The 19,977-nt window shown below is 64.0% G+C and carries 20 protein-coding genes; 5 read left to right on the top strand and 15 right to left on the bottom strand.

Annotated features, from left to right (window positions below; translation table 11 throughout):
* Positions 1–433 precede the first annotated feature (433 nt).
* The 12 genes from HGR_RS05860 to HGR_RS05810 all read right to left on the bottom strand — a co-directional run bounded on the left by HGR_RS05860 (position 434) and on the right by HGR_RS05810 (position 10,930).
* A complete protein-coding gene (locus HGR_RS05860) occupies positions 434–1,891 on the bottom strand; it encodes a DegQ family serine endoprotease (protein ID WP_006297212.1) in 1,458 nt (485 codons plus the stop codon).
* A gap of 103 nt (positions 1,892–1,994) precedes the next feature.
* On the bottom strand, positions 1,995–2,771 hold the full coding sequence (locus tag HGR_RS05855; RefSeq protein ID WP_169312676.1) for a sigma-E factor negative regulatory protein: 777 nt from the start codon (positions 2,769–2,771) through the stop codon (positions 1,995–1,997).
* Between the two features lie 125 nt (positions 2,772–2,896).
* A complete protein-coding gene (locus tag HGR_RS05850) occupies positions 2,897–3,556 on the bottom strand; it encodes a sigma-70 family RNA polymerase sigma factor (protein WP_006297209.1) in 660 nt (219 codons plus the stop codon).
* Positions 3,553–4,062, bottom strand: coding sequence for a hypothetical protein (locus HGR_RS17240; RefSeq protein WP_138922414.1), 510 nt, complete (start codon positions 4,060–4,062; stop codon positions 3,553–3,555). The genes HGR_RS05850 and HGR_RS17240 overlap by 4 nt, the downstream gene beginning before the upstream one ends.
* 18 nt (positions 4,063–4,080) lie before the next feature.
* Positions 4,081–5,328: a beta-ketoacyl-ACP synthase II gene (gene fabF / locus HGR_RS05845; protein WP_006297208.1), complete on the bottom strand. Its 1,248-nt coding sequence runs from the start codon at positions 5,326–5,328 to the stop codon at positions 4,081–4,083.
* Between the two features lie 82 nt (positions 5,329–5,410).
* Positions 5,411–5,647, bottom strand: a complete 237-nt coding sequence (acpP, locus tag HGR_RS05840; RefSeq protein ID WP_006297207.1) for an acyl carrier protein — start codon at positions 5,645–5,647, stop codon at positions 5,411–5,413.
* A 183-nt stretch (positions 5,648–5,830) separates the two neighbouring features.
* The gene (fabG, locus tag HGR_RS05835; RefSeq protein ID WP_006297206.1) at positions 5,831–6,577 is read right to left on the bottom strand and encodes a 3-oxoacyl-ACP reductase FabG; all 747 of its coding nucleotides are present in this window, start codon (positions 6,575–6,577) and stop codon (positions 5,831–5,833) included.
* A gap of 15 nt (positions 6,578–6,592) precedes the next feature.
* Positions 6,593–7,531 (bottom strand): ACP S-malonyltransferase, encoded by a 939-nt coding sequence (gene fabD, locus HGR_RS05830; RefSeq protein WP_006297205.1) that lies wholly within the window; start codon positions 7,529–7,531, stop codon positions 6,593–6,595.
* Positions 7,532–7,609: 78 nt separating this feature from the next.
* Positions 7,610–8,587: a beta-ketoacyl-ACP synthase III gene (locus HGR_RS05825; RefSeq protein ID WP_006297204.1), complete on the bottom strand. Its 978-nt coding sequence runs from the start codon at positions 8,585–8,587 to the stop codon at positions 7,610–7,612.
* Positions 8,588–8,755: 168 nt separating this feature from the next.
* A complete protein-coding gene (plsX, locus tag HGR_RS05820) occupies positions 8,756–9,808 on the bottom strand; it encodes a phosphate acyltransferase PlsX (protein WP_006297203.1) in 1,053 nt (350 codons plus the stop codon).
* Between the two features lie 211 nt (positions 9,809–10,019).
* Complete coding sequence (gene rpmF / locus HGR_RS05815; protein ID WP_006297202.1) at positions 10,020–10,202, bottom strand: 50S ribosomal protein L32; 183 nt, start codon at positions 10,200–10,202, stop codon at positions 10,020–10,022.
* A gap of 176 nt (positions 10,203–10,378) precedes the next feature.
* Positions 10,379–10,930, bottom strand: coding sequence for a YceD family protein (locus HGR_RS05810; protein WP_006297201.1), 552 nt, complete (start codon positions 10,928–10,930; stop codon positions 10,379–10,381).
* 68 nt (positions 10,931–10,998) lie between these two features.
* On the opposite strand from HGR_RS05810, the gene HGR_RS05805 reads away from it, so the two are divergent.
* The 3 genes from HGR_RS05805 (at position 10,999) to HGR_RS05790 (ending at position 13,522) form a co-directional block, all read left to right on the top strand.
* A complete protein-coding gene (locus tag HGR_RS05805; RefSeq protein ID WP_006297200.1) occupies positions 10,999–11,595 on the top strand; it encodes a Maf family nucleotide pyrophosphatase in 597 nt (198 codons plus the stop codon).
* Positions 11,592–12,416: an SAM-dependent methyltransferase gene (locus HGR_RS05800; protein ID WP_006297199.1), complete on the top strand. Its 825-nt coding sequence runs from the start codon at positions 11,592–11,594 to the stop codon at positions 12,414–12,416. The genes HGR_RS05805 and HGR_RS05800 overlap by 4 nt, the downstream gene beginning before the upstream one ends.
* A 521-nt stretch (positions 12,417–12,937) precedes the next feature.
* Positions 12,938–13,522 (top strand): porin family protein, encoded by a 585-nt coding sequence (locus HGR_RS05790; RefSeq protein WP_006297197.1) that lies wholly within the window; start codon positions 12,938–12,940, stop codon positions 13,520–13,522.
* Positions 13,523–13,547: 25 nt separating this feature from the next.
* Here HGR_RS05790 and HGR_RS05785 read toward each other — a convergent pair whose 3' ends face one another.
* The 3 genes from HGR_RS05785 to HGR_RS05775 are packed head-to-tail and all read right to left on the bottom strand — an operon-like array spanning position 13,548 to position 16,430.
* Positions 13,548–14,696, bottom strand: coding sequence for a S49 family peptidase (locus HGR_RS05785; protein WP_006297196.1), 1,149 nt, complete (start codon positions 14,694–14,696; stop codon positions 13,548–13,550).
* A 44-nt stretch (positions 14,697–14,740) separates the two neighbouring features.
* Positions 14,741–15,406, bottom strand: coding sequence for an HAD family hydrolase (locus HGR_RS05780; protein WP_006297195.1), 666 nt, complete (start codon positions 15,404–15,406; stop codon positions 14,741–14,743).
* Positions 15,399–16,430, bottom strand: coding sequence for an RluA family pseudouridine synthase (locus HGR_RS05775; RefSeq protein ID WP_039852615.1), 1,032 nt, complete (start codon positions 16,428–16,430; stop codon positions 15,399–15,401). The genes HGR_RS05780 and HGR_RS05775 overlap by 8 nt, the downstream gene beginning before the upstream one ends.
* Before the next feature lie 259 nt (positions 16,431–16,689).
* On the opposite strand from HGR_RS05775, the gene HGR_RS05770 reads away from it, so the two are divergent.
* Positions 16,690–16,893, top strand: a complete 204-nt coding sequence (locus tag HGR_RS05770; RefSeq protein WP_169312674.1) for a hypothetical protein — start codon at positions 16,690–16,692, stop codon at positions 16,891–16,893.
* 139 nt (positions 16,894–17,032) lie between these two features.
* Complete coding sequence (locus tag HGR_RS05765; protein WP_006297192.1) at positions 17,033–19,891, top strand: Rne/Rng family ribonuclease; 2,859 nt, start codon at positions 17,033–17,035, stop codon at positions 19,889–19,891.
* The last annotated feature ends 86 nt before the right edge of the window (positions 19,892–19,977 follow it).

Below are 19,977 nucleotides of genomic sequence, written 5' to 3'. Positions count from 1 at the left end.
CGCGCCCTGAACCAACAATCTATGGCAACTGCGATAGTTGGGACTTCATTGTAGGCAAAAAGCCCCCCTCGTACAGCCCCAAAAATCGCTCTACCCCTACGTTGCGACGTCACAACAAGGCATTTATAAACAACTTATTAACAGTTCACGCGCGAGATGCCTTGGACAAGTTGTGGGAGATCTGTGGAGCAACGGTGCACACCCGGCGGAAATCCCGTATCGTGGTTTCAGGTTCACTGCTTATGCCTCAAAGGGCGGTATGCAAGTGGCTTATTCTACCCAAATCGGTTGATCGAAAGTTTGTGAGCATCCACAAACTTTCGATCTGGCGCGCGGCTCGACTTCAAAAAAAAGGAATTTTTTTTAGTTTCCTGACCAGGAAACTGCCCAAATTCACTTTTTAACCCTGTTTTTTTGTCCAGTATTCAGGGCATTAGCGCTGCGGGCGTATCACGGCGTACTGCGCCCACTCACCGCGACGAAAGAGCACTTGCACTGGGCGACTCTGATCCAGCTTGGCAAGCACCGCCTCGAACTGGCGTACCGATCCCACTTCCACATTCGCCAGGGCCAGGATCACATCTCCCGCGCGCAAGCCCGCGCGCGCGGCCGCGTTGCCGGCGGCTTCCACCCGCACGCCGCCCTTGAGCTTGAGATCTCGCTTCTGCGCCTCGGTCAAGTCCGTCACACGCAGCCCGAGTGCATCGGTGGAGGCAACGCGAGGCTCCTCTGCAGGCCCCGCCTCGGCTGTCTGCTCAGACGCGAACTCGCCGATGGTGACGGTCAAGTCCTTGCGCGCACCGCGCCGGAACACGGTCACCGTGGCGCGAGCACCCGGCTTCAGTCCACCCACCATGCGGGGCAAGTCGGACACCTTCTCGATCGCCTTGCCATCGAGCCGCAGAATGATGTCACCAGCCTCGACACCGGCTTTTTCCGCCGGGGAACCCGACTCCACGGCCCGCACCAACGCACCTTCAGGCTTGCCCAAGCCGATCGCCTCGGCAACATCCTTGCTGACCTGATCGATCTGCACGCCAATGCGCCCGCGGGTGACTTTGCCCGTGGCTCGCAACTGATCGCTGACGCGCATGGCCTCGTCGATCGGGATGGCGAAAGCGATGCCCATGTACCCACCCGAGCGGGAATAAATCTGACTGTTGATGCCGACCACCTCGCCGCGCAGATTGATCAGCGGCCCACCGGAGTTCCCTGGATTGATGGCCACGTCGGTCTGAATCAACGGGAGGTAATCACCCGTGTCCCGCTGCTTGGCGCTGACGATGCCCGCCGTCACGGTGTTCTCAAGGCCAAAGGGCGAACCAATGGCCATCACCCATTCCCCGACGCGCAGCTTGTTCACGTCACCCACCTTGACGGCGGGCAGGCCGCTGGCCTCGATCTTGACCACGGCCACGTCCGTGCGCTTGTCCGAACCAATGATCTTGGCCTTGAACTCACGCTTGTCGGGCAAGGTGACATAGACTTCGTCCGCGCCGTCCACCACGTGCGCGTTGGTCATGACGTAGCCATCCGACGAAAGGATGAAGCCGGAACCGACGCCACGCGGGCGCTGCTCCTCCGGCTGGGCCGGTTGATTGCGGTCGGAGCGCGGCCCCGAGCCAGGGGGCACCGGCAGGCCGAAACGACGGAAAAATTCCAACGTTTCCTCATCCATGCCATTCATGCCGCCACGGGCAGTGGAGACTTTTTCCAGCGTGCGGATGTTGACCACGGAGGGTCCGACTTGTTCAACCAGATCCGTGAAATCTGGCAGCCCTCGGCTCTGCGCGATGGCCACGGGCAGGACGCCCGCGACCGACACCACGAAGACGAAGACCAGAACCGGAACACGCCAAAAAACCGAGATACGAGGCGAAGAATGAGACATGCAAGACCTCATGCGAGATTGTTATGAATTGGAATTCTGCGCGAGCCGTTTTAACGCCCAAGCGCATGCAGATGAAGTTGTGAAAAGAATCTGCGGCGGGCTGTCAGCGAGGCAAGGTCGGGCTCTTCTCGAGGTTGACCAACACCCCCTGCGCCGCCACGCCAGGACGACCCAGGCGGGGACGCGTCATGCGACCATCGGATGAAGAGCGAACCATGCCCCCCACTTGGCGGGCCATCAAACGGTCCAAGCGAGGGTCGCGCAACATGACCATGGGTGCATCCTGCCCCAGCGCTTGAGGGGCGAGAAACGGTTGCTCCACCCCCACCGCGGAGGACGTGAAGGCCACCCGATCAATGGGCGAGGCATAGACACGCGCCGAGGCCTGTTGAACCGTCGCGCGACGCCCCGAGGCCGATGGAATTGCGGAAGGCGCCTCGGGGCGGGCCTGGGCCAGTTGTCGCGCCTGGGAAGCGGACTGCAAACCGGTGACGCCCTGCCAACCCAGCATGGTGACCACGACCAAGGCGCACAAGCCTGCCGTAAACCTCCAAGCTCCATAGGGGTCATTGCCCCGCATGCGCGCGCGACGCCATTGATCGGATGGGGTTTGTTCCGAAGGATGTTCCATGCGGCCAAGGGCCAGTTCAAGAGGCGGGTTCTCCATCGTGATTTGCGCGCGCAAGCGAGACAAGAAAATCTCATCGTGCGTGCGGACCGCCAAGTCAGGCACCCACCCCCCGTTCCCACCTCGTCGCAGGGCCTCGCCGATCAGTTGATAGTCCTGCCAACGCTGCCTGGCGTTGATGTCGGTTTCCAAGACCGCACATGCCTGGGCGAATTCATCCCCTTTCAACTCACCGTCCAGCAGAACCGACACCAAAGCATGCGGGGAAACCTCTGCGCCAGTGGCGAGGTCAGATTGAGCGCCCTCTGGCGAAACCGGATTCAACGATGTCAATTTTTGATGCTCCATGAGGCGCTCCCATACCCTGCCATGCGGACCTACCAACGCTTGCCACCCTGCCGCTCCAGCAGCGGTCGAACCTTTGCCGACACCGCCTCACGGGCACGAAAGATGCGCGAACGGACCGTGCCGACCGGGCTCGCCATGGCGATGGCGATTTCTTCATAGCTCAGGCCATCCAATTCACGCAATACCAGTGCCTGGCGCAGATCGTCAGGCAAGGCCTCCAGCGCGCCTTGCACCGCGGCGGCGATCTCGCGCGCCGCCAGCAGCGTTTCCGGGGTGTCTTCCGCTGTTGGTTCCCGAGTGGTCAAAAAAGTTTCATCCTCATCGCCATCTTCGCCAGCCACGGAGGCAGCCATGCCCATGGCCAACGGATCATTTTTCAATCCGAGCAGGGTTTTCTTGGTGGTATTGACGGCGATACGGTACAACCAGGTGTAAAACTGGGCATCCCCGCGGAACTGATGCAAGGCCCGGTAGGCGCGGATAAAGGTCTCTTGAGCCAGGTCCTCGACCAGATCCACGTCGCGCACCATGCGCCCGATCAGGCGCTCGATGCGGCGCCGGTACTTCAGTACCAGCAGTTCGAAAGCACGGGCATCGCCAGCCAGGGTACGTTCGACCAGCTGCAGGTCAACCCGCCCGGCAGACGCTGCGGCAGCGTCCAGATCGCGGGTTTGCCCCTCCTGCTTCATGCAGGCGCTTTCGTCGGATTACCTGCTCCCGCCCAGGCCGCACGGCGCAGGGCATTCCAGTACGCAGGTGCCTGGCCTCGCTCCACCCACAGCCAGCGGGTACGCCCTGAACGCTCGGGAGGCCGTTGGGCCGAGGAACCTTCGACTGGTGACGGCAAAGACAAGGACACAGGAGTGAACTCAAGCAGCATGCCACTTTGCCAGTCCAGCCGCACATGGACTTGGCCCGGCAGGTCTTCGACTGCAGTTTGCGCGTCATCGGTCCAGAACCACTCTTGTCCGTCCCAACGCAGGCGTCCTCGCTCCGGACGGACCAAGGCCCATGCCAATGGCAAAGTCACCAGCAGACAGGCGAGACCCATGCCCCACCGCCCCACCTCGTCTGAGCGGGCCAGCATGGCCCAGGCAGCACCGACCAGCCCCACGAATGCCAATGCACCACCGTGCAGCAGCGCTCGCAAAAACGAACGCCCCACCGGGTAACTCACCGACGGGGCGTTGCGCATGGGCTGAAGCGTGGCGTGTCAGACGCGCTTGAAAACCAGCGCGCCGTTGGTGCCGCCGAACCCGAAATTATTCTTGAGCGCGAAGTTGATCTTCGCATCCCGTGCCGTGTTGGCGCAGTAGTCGAGATCGCACTCAGGATCCTGGTTGAAGATATTGATGGTCGGCGGAATCTTCTGTTCGTGGAGGGCTAGAACGGTGAAGACCGATTCGATGCCTCCCGCGCCCCCCAGCAAATGGCCGGTCATCGACTTCGTCGAACTGACCACGAGCTTGTCCTTGGCGTGATCACCCAAGGCCGCTTTGATCGCATTGGTTTCGTTCACGTCACCCAACGGCGTGGAAGTTCCGTGCGCGTTGAGGTAATCCACCTGGTCGGCGTTGATGCCCGCATTGCGCAGCGCACCCAACATGGCGCGACGAGGGCCATCCATGTTCGGTGCCGTCATGTGTCCGGCATCCGCGCTCAAACCAAAACCCGCCAGTTCGGCGTAGATCTTGGCACCACGCTTCTTCGCGTGTTCGTATTCTTCCAGCACGAGAACGCCCGCGCCCTCGCCCAGCACGAAGCCGTCGCGGTCCTTGTCCCAGGGGCGCGACGCCGTCTTGGGGTCGTCGTTGCGCGTCGACAGCGCGCGCATGGCGGCGAAACCGCCGATGCCCAGGGGAGAGATCTGGCTCTCGGAGCCACCCGCGACCATCACATCGGCATCGCCATACTCGATCAGGCGACCGGCATCACCGATGTTGTGCAAGCCCGTGGTGCAAGCGGTCACGATGGCCATGTTGGGGCCCTTGAAGCCGTAGCGCATCGACACATGACCCGAGATCATGTTGATGATGGACGCCGGCACGAAGAAGGGCGACAAGCGGCGCGGGCCGCGATTCAGGAATTCGATGTGAGATTCCTCGATCAGCGGCAGACCACCAATGCCCGAGCCGATCATGCATCCGATGCGTTCAGCCTCGGGATCACCCAGGGCCTCGCCAGTCTTCAGGCCCGCATCTTCAACGGCCTGGACAGCGGCGGCGATACCGTACTGAATGAAAGTGTCCATCGTCCGCGCTTCCTTGGACGTGATGTACTTCTCTAGATCAAAGCCTTGAACCTGGCCGGCGAACCGGGTGGTCAGGGCGCTGGCATCGAACTTGGTGACCAGTTCAACGCCGGAACGGCCAGCCAGCAGGTTGGTCCAGGACTCGGCCACAGTGTTGCCGACCGGGCTGATGCAGCCCAGTCCTGTGACGACGACGCGACGACGGGACATAGATTTCTGTGCAATCTAGGAAAAATATGAGGTGGCGCGAGACCGCGCCACCCTCATCAAGCGAAGCGGATCGGAGATCCGATTACTTCTGGTGCGCCTTGGCGTAGTCGATGGCAGCTTGCACCGTGGTGATCTTCTCGGCGTCTTCGTCCGGGATCTCGATGCCGAACTCGTCTTCCAAGGCCATCACCAATTCCACGGTGTCGAGCGAGTCAGCGCCCAGATCAGCCACGAAAGCCTTCTCATTGGTCACCTGGGACTCTTCGACGCCGAGTTGTTCGGCGATGATTTTCTTGACGCGTGCTTCGATATCGCTCATTTTCTGATGCCCCTTAAACGGGTTCCTTAGGGTTGTGAGGAAAGGTTGATTTTACCCGCCCTGGATTCAGGGTTAGCCCGAATCACCGACGGTAAATGTTACGGCCCCTGACCGAATGCCACTGACTTCGCTAGTCAAACACAGCAAATCCTGGACCACAGCCAGGATCGGGGAACGAAAATTTCACGCCATGAACATGCCGCCGTTGACGTGCAGTTCTTGCCCGGTCACATAAGCAGCCTCGGGAGACGCCAAATAAGCGACGGCGTGCGCGATATCGGCGGGCTTGCCAAGATGACCCAACGGGATCTGGCCCAGCAGGGCCTTTTGCTGTTCTTCAGGCAGAACCGCGGTCATGTCGGTTTCGATGAATCCAGGTGCTACGCAGTTCACGGTGATGTTGCGGCTGCCCAGTTCGCGAGCCAGGGCGCGCGTCATGCCGGCCAAGCCCGCCTTGGCCGCGGCGTAATTGGCCTGCCCAGGATTACCGGAGGCCCCCACCACCGAGGTGATGCTGACGATGCGGCCATACCGCTGTTTCATCATCGGCCGGATCACCGCGCGGGAAAGGCGGAACACGGCCTTGAGGTTGGTGTCCAGCACCGCATCCCATTCCTCGTCCTTCATGCGCATGGCCAGGTTGTCACGCGTGATGCCGGCGTTGTTGACCAGCACGTGGATCGCGCCATGCTCCTTGACGATGGCATCCATCGCGGCTTCGGCCGCGGCGGCGTCGGTCACATCAAGCTTGATGCCCTTGCCACCGTGGGCTGCCAGTGCGGCGCCAATCTTCGCTGCGCCCTCGTCGCTCGTGGCCGTGCCGATGACTTTGACGCCACGGCTCGCCAATTGCAGCGCGATCGCCGCGCCGATGCCACGGGTTGCGCCCGTGACCAGGGCAATCTGCCCTTCGAATTTGATGTCGCTCATTGCTTCTTCCTCCGCTCAGGCCAGAGCGGCTTTCACTTCGGCCAAGGTGGCCGGATCGAACAGCGGCAGGCCCGTCAACTCCGCGTCGATGCGCTTGACCATGCCTGCCAACACCTTGCCAGGACCACATTCCACGATGTTCGTCACACCGCTGGCCTTGAGGGCCTGAACGCACTCCACCCACCGCACCGGGCCATAGGCCTGGCGGTACAAAGCGTCGCGAATACGATCGGCATTCGTCTCGACCGCGACATCGATGTTGTTGACCAGGGGAATCTGGGGGGTCTTGAGTTCCACCTGGGCCAGCTTCAGCTTGAGCTTCTCGGCCGCAGGCTTCATGAGGCTGGAGTGGAAAGGCGCGGAGACAGGCAGAGGCAGCGCACGCTTGGCGCCAGCGGCCTTGAGCGCCTCGCAGGCCTGCTCAACGCCGGCCTTGCTGCCCGCGATCACGGTCTGGCCGGGATCGTTGAAGTTCACCGCTTCAGCCACTTCCCCGCTGGCCTGGCTGACCGTGGCGCAAACCTCACGCACCTTGGCCGCGTCCAGGCCCAGGATGGCGGCCATGGCCCCCGTGCCCACGGGCACGGCCTCCTGCATGGCCTGCGCACGCAGGCGCACCAGAGGCACGGCTTGCGACAAGGTCAACACGCCCGCGGCCACCAGCGCGGAGTACTCGCCCAGCGAGTGCCCTGCAACCGCCACGGGCGCGACGCCAGTCTCGGCCATCCAAACACGGTAGGCCGCCACGCCAGCCACCAGCATCACGGGCTGGGTGTTGGTGGTCAGCGCCAGCGTTTCCTTGGGACCTTCCTTGATCAGCTTGGCGACATCCTCGCCGAGGGCAGCGGACGCTTCCTGCAAGGTCTTGGCCACCTCGGGATGATCCCCCCAGGCATCCAGCATGCCCACCGATTGCGAGCCCTGACCCGGAAACACAAATGCGAAAGACTTCATCGATCTTCTTCCTTGTAGCTTGTACGTGGTGACAGTCGTGCAGGCCCAGCGGACCGGAGACCCACGCCACGCGTCGTATCAATAAGTGAGCAGCACCGCGCCCCAGGTCAGACCGCCACCCACGGCTTCGAGCAAGACGGTATCGCCTCGTTTGACTTGACCTTGGCGCACGCCATGGTCCAGCGCCAGCGGAATCGAGGCCGCCGAGGTGTTGCCATGCTGGTCCACCGTGACCACGACCTTCTCGGGCGCCAGCTTCAACTTCTTGGCGGCGCCCATCATGATGCGGATGTTGGCTTGGTGCGGCACCAGCCAATCGATGTCGGCCTCGGTCTTGCCGGCCTTGGCCAGGACCGCGCGCGAGGCTTCATCCAGCACGGTCACCGCCTGCTTGAACACGGCCTGACCGTCCATCTTCAGGAAGGGGTCGCCCAGCACCTTACCAGCAGCCACCGTGCCCGGCGTGCACAGAATGCCCACATGCTTGCCGTCGGCCTTGAGGTCGCTGGACAAGATGCCCGGCGTCTCGCTGGCCTGCAGCACCACGGCGCCGGCACCGTCGCCAAACAGCACGCAGGTCGTGCGGTCCTTGAAGTCGATGATGCGCGAGAACACCTCGGCGCCCACCACCAGGGCCTTGCTCGCGGCACCGGCGCGGATCATGGAATCCGCGACGGTCAGGGCATAGATGAAACCGCTGCACACAGCCTGCACGTCGAAAGCCTGGCAACCATTCGCGCCGATCTTGTTCTGCAGGATGACGGCGGTCGACGGAAAAATCATGTCCGGCGTCGAGGTCGCCACGATGATGAGGTCGATGTCGCTCGCCGCCAGGCCCGCGGCCTGCAACGCGCGGCGCGCGGCCTCAGCGCCCAGATCACTGCTCATCACGCCTTCGGCGGCGAAGTGGCGCGCGCGGATGCCGGTGCGCTCGACGATCCAATCGTCGGACGTTTCAACGCCATCGGCAGCCAACCGGGCCGCGAGGTCGGCATTGGTCAGACGCTGTGGCGGCAGGAAGCTGCCGGTGCCGGTAATGCGGGAATAAAGTCTCATGGATCTGTTCTGGTTTGTTCTGCGCCTGAGCACGGGGCTCGGCTTGTCGTCATGTTGTCGATAGACCGCGTCGCCTGCATTACAACCCAGCAAATTTGCTGGGGCACATGGCATGTGCCCGCTCATGCAAGCGACATGTCCGGCGCCGAGGGCGACGCCAAGCGGGCGTCAGGCGGGGGTCACCACAGTCGCCGCCACACTGTTGAGCAGCGGCGCGGCATGCGCGATGCGGGCTTCCACCCTCTGCAGCAGCTGATTGCGGGCTGCATCATACGCGCGGCTCAAGGCATGGCGAAACGCCAATTCATCGGCCGAGCCATGGCTCTTGAAGACCAGGCCTCGCAGACCCAGCAACGCCGCGCCGTTGTAACGGCGGTGATCGATGCGCTTGCGGAAGGCAAGCAACACCGGCAAGGCGAAAAGCGCGGATATCCAGGTCAAGGGATTGCGCGCGAATTCTTTCTTGAGAAAGCCCCCGATCATGGAAGCAAGGCCCTCGGTGGTCTTGAGCGCCACGTTGCCAACAAAACCGTCGCACACCACGATGTCCGTCGTGCCCTTGAAGATGTCATTGCCTTCCACATTGCCGTGGAAGTTCAGATCACCAGACTCGGCCGCCGAGCGCAGCAGCTCACCCGCGCGCTTGATGACTTCGTTGCCTTTGATGACTTCCTCGCCGATGTTGAGCAGGCCGACGGTCGGATTCGGATCAGGCTGTCCGTCGACATGCTGCAGCACCGAGACCAGGGCCGAACCCATCACGGCGAACTGCAGCAGGTGCTCCGCCGTGCAATCGACATTGGCACCCAGATCCAGCACCGTGGTCGCACCGCCCTTGGCGTTGGGCAGTTGCGTCGCAATGGCCGGGCGGTCCACGCCCTCCACCGTCTTGAGCACGTAGCGGGCAATGGCCATCAAGGCGCCGGTGTTACCAGCGGACACCGCCGCCTGGGCGGCACCGTCCTTGACCTGCTCGATGGCGACCCGCATGGAGGAATCCCGCTTGCGACGCAAGGCGACCTCGATGGGATCATCCATGCCCACCACTTCAGCGGCGGGAACGACGCGGGCGCGCTCGTGCTTGAAACCAGCCAAGGCATCGCTTTGGCCAACCAGGAGCAATTGGGCGTCAGGGTGTTGTTCCAGGAAGCGACGGCACGCGGGCAGCGTGACGCGGGGGCCGTGATCGCCCCCCATGCAGTCCACAGCAAGGGTGATCATGAGCTGAACGCGCGCGCTTCAAGCGCGCGTGAAAAAGATGGGCGTACCCCACCAAGCACGCGGAAGTGAGAACCGCAGCACAGCGGCACCCCATATGAAAATGCGCAGTACAAGGAAGCACTGCGCATGGCTGACGCGGATGAAAAGGTCTGCATCAAGTCGGAGCCCTGGCGACCGGAACGGCACCGGACCGCAAAGACTGAGGCGAAGCTCAGGCTTCGGACTTGGTCTTCAGCACCTTGCGTCCACGGTAAAAACCGTTGGGGCTGATGTGATGGCGCAGATGGGTTTCACCAGTGGTCGGCTCGACGGCCAGACCGGGCGTCCCCAGCGCATTGTGGGAACGGTGCATGCCACGCTTGGAGGGCGACTTCTTGTTCTGTTGAACGGCCATGATGGACTCCTTGGATTCCCAGGACAGGATGCCTAGACACGGCACCCATGGCGCAAGGGGTAAGAACGGGTTGGACACAAAGCGCGGCGCGCCGCAGAAAGCCCGCAGCCGCACGAAGCCCGCCATTATAGCAGCAGCGCCACAAAGCAATATCAGGTGCCGGTTCGCCCGCCGCCTCAGCCCTTCCCGCCCTTGCCAGGACGCAAGGCCGCCAGGGCGGCGAAAGGATTTGGCTTGTCCTCGGCAATCTCCTTGAAATCCGCATCGGCCACGGTGAAAGAGGGCTGACTCGGACAGTTCTCGTGCGTGGGCGCCAAGGGCAGCTCCATCAGCAGTTCGTCCTCCACCAGGGCCAGTAGGTCAAACTCCCGGCTGATGGCCAGCACATCTTCTTGCGACTCCTCGTCTTCGATCTCAGCCTGGGCTTCGGTCGATACGAAACGGAAACTCCGTTCCACAGCCAAGGGCATGTCCACCGGCTCCAGGCAACGCTGGCAGGTCAGCGACAGCACGGTCTCGGCGCGCAGATGCAGCCAGTGGCGCGCATGCCCGCTGGCATCCTCCTGCCGCTCGCCCTCGGCCCGCCAGTGAACGGCGCGGTCCGCACCCCGTCCGTCGGTCTCGGCCAGCACTCGCTCGAAGTCGGCTTGAGCATCGTCGCGTTCCAGCACGGCGCCCGCACCCGCGAAGGCGGCAACATCGAGGTGACGAGGGTGATAGGCATTCATGGACGGGGACCGGCAAGCGACAGGACGCGAAAAGGAAAGTTGGCGGCGCAGTGTAAGAGAATTGCGCCATGCCCTCTTCCCTTCCCCGCCCCCTGCTGCTTGGCTCCACCTCGGTCTACCGGCGTGAGCTGCTGCAGCGTCTGCGCCTGCCCTTTGACGTCGCCGCTCCGGACGTGGACGAAACCCCCCAGCCTGGAGAACGCCCGCCCGATCTGGCCCGCCGCCTGGCCCTGGCCAAGGCGCGCGCCGTGGCGGCTCGCCACCCCGAAGCCGTGGTCATTGGCTCTGACCAGGTGGCCGATCTGGGCGGCGAGCCCCTGGGCAAGCCGGGCACGCATGAACGCGCCACGGAGCAGCTGCGCCGCATGCGCGGGCGCACGGTGATCTTCCAGACCGCGGTCGCCGTGGTCTGCCAGGGCAGCGGCTTCGAACAACTGGACTTGGCCGCCGTGCGCGTGCGCTTTCGCGCGCTCAGCGACGCCGAGATTGAGTTTTACCTGCGGGCGGAACAACCGTACGACTGCGCGGGCAGTGCCAAGAGCGAGGGCCTGGGCATCGCCCTGCTCGACGCGATCGACAGCGACGATCCGACTGCCCTGGTCGGCCTACCCTTGATCCGCACGGCGCGGATGCTGCGCGCCGCCGGCTTGCCCCTGCTGGCATGAGCGCTGAAACCAACTCGGGGGGCGCAACGGCGCCGGCGGCCACCGCCCGCGGCCGGCTCTACCTCGTGCCAGCGCCGCTGGACTTCGGCACGGACAGTCCGACACCACTGGACCAGACACTGCCCGCGGCGACCCTGCAAACCGCCGCCCGCCTCACGCACTGGATCTGCGAGAACGCCAAAAGCGCGCGCGCCTACCTCAAGCGCGTGAACGAACACCACCCCCTGGCTGCGCCACTGCAGGCTCAGACGATCCACGAACTGCCGCGCGTGGTGCACAAAAAGGGAGACCACCGGCCCGATGCACCCCATGGTTTCGATGCACGCCCCCTGTTGGCTGCGGCCCTGCAAGGGCAGGACATGGGTTTGCTCAGCGAGGCTGGCATGCCCGCCGTGGCCGACCCCGGCAGTTCGGTGGTGCGTGCCGCGCATGCCTTGGGCATGGAAGTGGTTCCGCTGGTCGGCCCGGTTTCGCTGCTGCTGGCCCTGGCCGCCAGCGGACTGAATGGTCAGAACTTCGCCTTCGTCGGCTACCTGCCACAGGACAGCGAGGCGCGCAGCCAGCGCATCCGCGAGCTGGAAACACTGGCACTCAAGACCGGCCAGACCCAACTCTTCATCGAGACGCCCTACCGCAACATCGCCTTGTTCGAAGCCTTGCTCACGACACTGCGCAAGGAGACCCGCCTGGCCCTGGCCAGCGGGCTGACGTTACCCCAGTCCTGCGTGCGCAGCGCCGCGGTCCAGGACTGGCGGCAGCGACGCGGGGACGCAACCCACCGGGCCCTGGACCTGCCCACGGTGTTCGCCATCGGCCTTTGATCCGCCTCCATGGCTCCCGGTATCTGTCGGCCATTTGATTTACCCACACCCGCACGATGGCAGATCCTGCGCTGGTGAGGCCCCGACGTGGAAGTTCTCGCGACCGTGCGCGCCATCCTCGCCCAGAGCATCACGCTGTCTCAGGGCGATTTCGGCACGGGCTACTTCAGCCCAGGTCTGATGCATCGCCGACACGTCCAGGAATTGAAGCAGAGCCGCAGCTTCGTGCTCGGCATCGAAGACTACCCGCAGGCGCGGGGGCTCCACACCTACGCGCTGCTGAAAATCCGGCGCAACCTTGAACCACAAGTGATCGCCGAAAGCGTGGAAGCGAGGCCCTGCGCGGCTTCTTGCTTCACTGCGGATGCACGACCCTACAGGGTTATTTGCTCGCGCCGTCGATGCCAGCCTTGGCGCTTGAACACTGGGTCAGAGAAAACGCCATCCAGGCAGGCTGTAACAATCATTGCAACGTGCAAAAACATCTTCTTGAGAAACAGGGTGCCCGCTAGACTGGTCCGATGCAATACACCCAAGCCCATCACACCCTTCGCGGCACGCGCCGCCCCTTGCTCGCAACCGCCCTTTCCGCAGCGCTGGTGAGTCTGGCCTGCCTCAGCAACACGGTCCACGCCCAAAGCGCGCGGCCTTATCTGGGTGTGGGCGGGGGCTTGGCACACGCGGAGATCGGCAGCGACAGCGATACCGCACCTGGCCTGCAGCTGTTGGCGGGCCTGCAGTTCAACCGCAATTTCGCGGTGGAAGTTTCTTATCTGTCCACGAGCAATTACGACGCACCGGGCACCGACTTCAGTCTGAGCAGTCTCGGTGCCGCAGGTCTATTCATCCTGCCGCTGGGCTTAGGCAGCCGAGACAGCTGGGCCATCTTTGGCAAGCTGGGCCTGAGCCAGACCAGCGCCCTTTATGAGGGCAATGACGGCGCCGCCACGGTGGACGACTTCGGCTTGAACTATGGCCTGGGCGTGCAGTACGCCCCCGGCCGCGACTTCACCCTGCGTCTGGGTCGTGACACCCGGCCCTATGCGCTGGGCCGTCAAAGCAATGACGTGACGGTGACCACGTTGAGCGCGATCTTCAATTTCTGAAGACGCGCCCCAACTTTCGCTCCACTCAGCGCAGTGCAGGCTGCAATTGCAGGGCCCGCACTGCGCCAGCGCCGACCGCCGCGCCAAAGCGCTTGGCCAAACGCTCGGCCACATTGGGCGTTCGGGTGTAATCCACCAAGGCCTCGGCTTGCACCACCTCGCGCGCCACGTACCCCAGGCTGCCGAGTTGGTCGGCCAACCCCATCTGCACGGCTTGCTCGCCCGTCCAGAACAGGCCGCTGAAGGTGTCGGGCGTCTCCTGCAGGCGCTTGCCACGACCGGCCTTGACCACGGCGATGAACTGTTGGTGAATCTGATTGAGCATGGCCTGGGCGTGCTCACGCTGTGACACGGTCTGCGGACTGAAGGGGTCCAGGAAACCCTTGTTCTCACCCGCAGTCATGAGACGGCGTTCAACACCCAGCTTGTCCATCAACCCCGTGAAACCAAAGCCGTCCATGAGCACGCCAATGCTGCCAACAATGCTGGCCTTGTCCACGAAGATGCGATCGGCTGACACGGCGATGTAATAAGCAGCCGAAGCGCAAGACTCCTCCACCACCGCGTAAACCGGCTTCTTATGCAAGGCCTTGAGTCGCAGAATCTCGTCGTTGATGATGCCCGCCTGCACGGGGCTACCACCCGGCGAATCGATCAGCAGCACCACCGCCTGGGCATCGGTGTTTTCGAACGCCTCGCGGGCCGCGGCCAGCACCAGATCAGCGCCGGCCTCGCTGTCGGACGAAATCTCCCCCCGTATGCTGACCACGGCCGTGTGCTTCTGGGGCGTGGCCGTGCCGGGATGACTGGGGCGAAACAAGAGCCAGAGCATCAGCAAAAACAGGAACAGAAAGATCATGCGATTGGCGATCTTCCAGCGGCGCGCGGCACGCTGTTCGTTCAAGGACGCGAAAGCCAGCTTCTCCAGCACGGCGCGCTCCCAACCCGGTTCGGCCGCGGTCGCGGTCGCAGACGCAGTGGATGAAGCAGCCTTGGAATTCGAGGTCTTGGCGGCAGCCCCCGCCCCCCCCTTGGGATCGGACGCGCCCGGCGCTTCGGCGTCGGCGGTGATGGGATGAGCGGTCAAGGGCGCGGGGGCCGTGGAGGTTTCGGACGAGGATGAACTGGCACTGATGTCGCCGAAACCCGGCTCGTCGCGAGAAGATTCGTTCATGGTGTTGTAGGGTCGTGGATAGAACGGATGAAACTTAGGCGCAGTCAGGCATTGTCGTCGAGCCAGGCGTGGAGTTCGCGGGTGCTGTTCGCGATCGTCCTCGGCTTCAAGACATGGAAGGTGCCGGGCTCGTGCGCGCCGTAGCTCACGCCCACGCTGTCGCATCCGGCGTTGAGCGCCATTTGCAGATCGTGCGTGGTGTCGCCAATCATCAAGGTGCGCTCGGAGGGGGCGCCAAACTGCAACATCAGCTCCAGCAACATGCGCGGATGCGGCTTGCCCGCGGTTTCGTCCGCCGTGCGGGTGCCGTCGAAGACGTTGTGCAAGCGCGCGACCTGCAGCACACGGTCCAGCCCCACTCGGTTCTTGCCCGTGGCAACCGTCAGCTTGTAGCCGCGCCCCTTGAGCGCGTCCAACATCTCCAGCACGCCATCGAAGAGGCTGACGTCGTTTTCGTGCGCCAGGTAATGGTGACGGTAACGCGCGGCGAGTTCCGGATATTTTTCTTGGGGAACGTCAGGCGCGGCGTGGGCCAGCGCTTGGCTGAGCGCCATGCCGATCACGTAGGAAGCACGCTCGTCGCTTGGAACCGTGCCGCCCACGTCACGCACGGCCTCCTGGATGCTGCGCGTGATGATCGCGGTCGAGTCGAACAGCGTGCCGTCCCAGTCGAAGGCGATCAGGTCGTAGCGTCGGGAACGGTCACTCATGGGCAGGGGGCAATACTTGATGCAGGTACGGGGTGAGATCGGTCGGTAATGCGGACATGAGTTCGATGCGCTCACCGCTGACCGGATGGGTGAACTGTAGCCGCCAAGCATGGAGAAACATGCGCTTGAGGGGCGATGCCCCTTTTTGCAATACCCGGTTCAGCTCAAAGTCACCGTACTTGTCGTCCCCCGCGATCGCGTGCCCCTCGGACGCCAGGTGAACACGGATCTGGTGAGTACGGCCCGTCTTGATGGTCACTTCAAGCAGGCTGTGGGTGTCCGAGGCCTGACGCACCTTCACCAAGGTCACGGCACGCATGCCCTCCGGGTCGTCCTTGGCCACGACCCGGACCCGCCGTTCGCCATCCTCCAACAGGTATTTGTGCAAGGGCTTGTCCAGCACTTTCTTGCTCTGAGGCCACCGGCCCGAAACCAGGGCGAGGTAGGTCTTGCCGGTCTCCCGTTCGCGGAACTGGTCCTGCAAGGCCTTGAGCGCACTGCGTTTCTTGGCCAGCAAGAGGATGCCGCTGGTTTCGCGGTCGAGCCGGTGCACCAGCTCAAGGAACTTGGCGCCGCCGGCCTGCCCATACCCTCGGGCCGTGCGCAGCTGCTCGATCACCCCGAAACTGACCCCAGAGCCGCCGTGCACGGCGACGCCCGCCGGCTTGTCCACGGCCAGCACGGCCTCGTCCTCGAAGAGCACCGGAAATTCGCGGCCAGGTGCGCCGCCCCCGTGCGCCATCGCCTCGGCCTTGTCCGCCGCCCGCTCGGACAGCCGCAGCGGCGGCAGGCGCACCGCGTCGCCGGATTGCACGCGCGTCTCTGCGTTGGCGCGGCCCTTGTTCACCCGCACCTCGCCGCTTCGAATGATGCGGTAGACATGGGTCTTGGGCACGCCCTTGAGCTGGCGCAGCAGAAAATTGTCCAGGCGCTGGCCCGCCGATTCCTCGTCGACCGTCACAATCCGCGCCGCTTGCGTGGAAAGGCTGACGCCCGCCGATTTGCCATCTATAATGTGTTTCACTGGCGCCGCGCCGTAAGTGGTTGATTTGCCTGAATTTTATTTCACGCATCACTCAACCGGCAGTTCGGGCCGTGCCAGCCGGTCGATGCCGCCTCCGCCACGAGGGCAAATGCGTGAACCCGAGTTCGCCGTGGCCCCCATCCGCAGAGGTCAAGACCTGCGTTAGGAAACCCTGAACGGAATACCCCAGCCCGTCCGCCCTGATCGTGAAATAGCCATTCATCAGGGCAGGCGGGCGGATCAAAGCGAAATGTTTGTGTTGTTGAGTCTGCTCCTGCCGCCGCTGCAGCGCGTCATGTACGCGCTGCCCGCGCTGGTGCAGCCGCCATGCGTGCCCGCGACAGAACGCGGCCCGCTCATCTTGGCCACAGCGGCCAGATTGGCGGTCACCACCTCACAGACCGCCGTCTCCACGGCATCTCTCGCCTTCATCCAGACGCCCGCGTCGCGACTCTCACCCTGAGTCGACGACTCCCCGGCAGTTCCCCGTTTCCTCGCGTCAGTCCCGGCATCACCACCCGTTGCGCAAGCCGCCTAGGGCGCGCATGCGCGGTTCCCGCTTCGCGCGGGTGTGCTGAACTGAGATGCAAAGGAACCATCCCATGAAACGGATGCTGATCAACGCCACGCAGGCCGAAGAGCGCCGCTTGGCCATCGTCGACGGACAAAAACTCCTCGACTACGAAATCGAAATCGAAGGGCGCGAACAGCGCAAGGGCAACATCTACAAGGCCGTCGTCACCCGCGTCGAGCCTTCGCTCGAAGCCTGCTTCGTCGATTACGGTGAAGACCGCCACGGCTTCCTCCCCTTCAAGGAAATCTCCCGCCAGTACTTCGCCGCGGGCGTCTCGCCCAGCCAGGCCAAGATCCAGGACGTGATCAAGGAAGGCCAGGAGTTGCTGGTCCAGGTCGAAAAAGAAGAACGGGGCAACAAGGGCGCGGCCCTGACCTCCTTCGTCTCGCTGGCGGGTCGCTACGTGGTGCTGATGCCCAACAACCCGCGCGGCGGCGGCGTGAGCCGGCGCATCGAGGGTGATGACCGCGCCGAGCTGAAAGAAGCCCTGGACCAGCTCGAGTACCCCAACGGCATGTCCATCATCGCGCGCACAGCGGGCATCGGCCGCAGTGCGCCGGAACTGCAGTGGGATCTGAACTACCTGCTCAAGCTCTGGGAAGCCATCGACGCCGCATCCAAGGCCAGCAAGGGCGCTTTCCTGATCTACCAGGAAAGCTCGCTGGTCATCCGCGCCATCCGCGACTATTTCAACAGCGACATCGGCGACATCCTGATCGACACGGACGACGTGTACGAACAGGCCCAGCAGTTCATGGCCCACGTGATGCCCGAGCACGCGGCCCGCGTGAAGCGCTACCGTGACAACGCGCCGCTGTTCAGCCGCTTCCAGATCGAGCACCAGATCGAGTCGGCCTACGCGCGAACCGTCACCCTGCCCTCGGGCGGCGCCATCGTGATCGACCACACCGAAGCCTTGGTGTCGGTGGACGTGAACTCCGCGCGTGCCATCAAGGGCGGTGACATCGAGGAAACCGCCACCCGCACCAACCTGGAAGCCGCCGACGAAGTGGCGCGCCAGATGCGCCTGCGCGACCTGGGCGGCCTGATCGTCATCGACTTCATCGACATGGAGGAGTCGCGCAACCGCCGCGAGGTCGAGAACCGCCTGCGCGACGCCTTGCGCCAGGACCGCGCACGCGTGCAGTTCGGCACCATCTCCAAGTTCGGCCTGATGGAGATGAGCCGCCAGCGCCTGCGCCCGGCGCTGTCCGAAGGCGCGTCCATTCCCTGCCCGCGCTGCGGCGGTTCCGGCCACATTCGCGACACCGAGTCGAGCGCGCTGCAGATCCTGCGCATCATTCAGGAAGAGTCCCAGAAGGACAACACGGCGGCCGTGCACGTGCAGGTCCCCGTGGACGTCGCGTCTTTCCTGCTCAACGAGAAGCGCAACGAGATCACCAAGATCGAACTCAAGCAACGCCTCAACGTGCTGATGGTGCCCAACAAGTCGCTGGAAACGCCCAACTACAAGCTGGAGCGCCTGAAGCACGACGACCCGCGCCTGGACCGCGTCGAGGCCAGCTACGCCATGGCCGAGGAGATCGAAGATCCCACGGCCATCACGCGCCGCTCGCAGGAGCCCACCAACAAGCAGACCCCCGTGCTCAAGGGTTTCCTGCCGGACGCGCCGCCCGCGCCCCTGCCCACACCGAGCCCGGCGCCCAAGTCCGTGACCCCGGTGGCCAAGCAGGCCGTGCACAAGACCGCCAAGCCGACCAGCAGCGATGCCGAGGGCGGTTTCTTTGGCTGGATCAAGCGCCTGTTCGGTGGTTCGGAAACGAAACCTGCGACCGGTCGCGCGCACGGCGACAAGAAGGAGGTGCGCCGCGAAGGTGGGCGCGATGGTGGCCGAGGTGGTCGCCGTGAAGACGGTCAAGGCCGACGCGAAGACGCGCGAGGTGAAGGTCGCCAGCGCGGCAATGCCAACGGCGGCGCGAATGCCGGCAATGGCGGACGCGGACGCCAGGAACAGCAGGCGCGCGGCGAACGTGGCGAGCAGCGCACTGAACGCTCTGAACGCGGTGAGGGCCAGACTCGCGGCGACGCCCGCAATGGCGCTGGCGGCGAACAGCGCCAGGATCGCGCACCCCGCAACGGCAACAACGGCAACGGTGAGGCACGCGGTCGTCAGGAGAACCGGGGCGAACAAGTTCGCAATGGCCGCGGCGAGCGCGCGGAGCGTCCCGAGCGAGCGGAACGGGGTGAACGCCCGGAGCGCCAGGAGCGTGCCGAACGCGCGGAAGGCACCGAGCAGCCGCGTCGCGAACGGCAGGAGCGTCCTCGCCGTGGCGACCAGGACGCGCGAGCCCCGCAAGAGGTGCTGGAAGCAGGCCAGGCCCTGACCGTGGCGCCGGAGACCGTGGACGTTGTGAACGCGAGCACGGACGACGCGGCCCAAGCCGGTTCGGGCCAAGCCCCGCGTGAGCGCCGTTCACGCGACCGTTATGGCCGCGACCGCCGTGAACGCAACGGTGGGCTGAACCGAGGCGGTGAATCGCAAGGCGAACCATCAACGGGCGGCGAAGACCAGGCACAGGCTGCTGCGCCCCTCCCGGCGATGACGCCACCCGCAGAGCCGTCGCAAGCCCAGGCCGTGGCCGCCCCGCAAGCCAAGCAGGCCAGCGGAACGAGGCTGCCACGTGTCCAGTCCTACAAGCTGCCCGTGGGTGCCTTGAACGAGATGGCCTCGACGGCCGGTCTGCAATGGGTGAACTCCGACGCCGACAAGGTCGCCGCGGTGCAAGCCGCCATCGCCGCCGAGCCCAAGCCAGTGCACGTGCCGCGTGAACGGCCCGCGCCCGTGGTGCTCGACGAAGGTCCGCTGATCTTGGTGGAGACGCGCAAGGACTTGAGCGAACTCAAGCTGCCTTTCGAGCAACGTTGAAATCGCCCCCGCCGGCTGGCGCATGACGCCTGGCGGTAGGGCCACCGAGCCCAACATGAAAAAACCGCCATGGCATCCATGGCGGG

It is taken from the genome of Hylemonella gracilis ATCC 19624 (assembly GCF_000211835.1).
In the GTDB taxonomy this organism is placed as follows: Bacteria; Pseudomonadota; Gammaproteobacteria; order Burkholderiales; family Burkholderiaceae_C; genus Hylemonella; species Hylemonella gracilis.
This window is presented reverse-complemented; position numbering and strand designations above follow the sequence as displayed.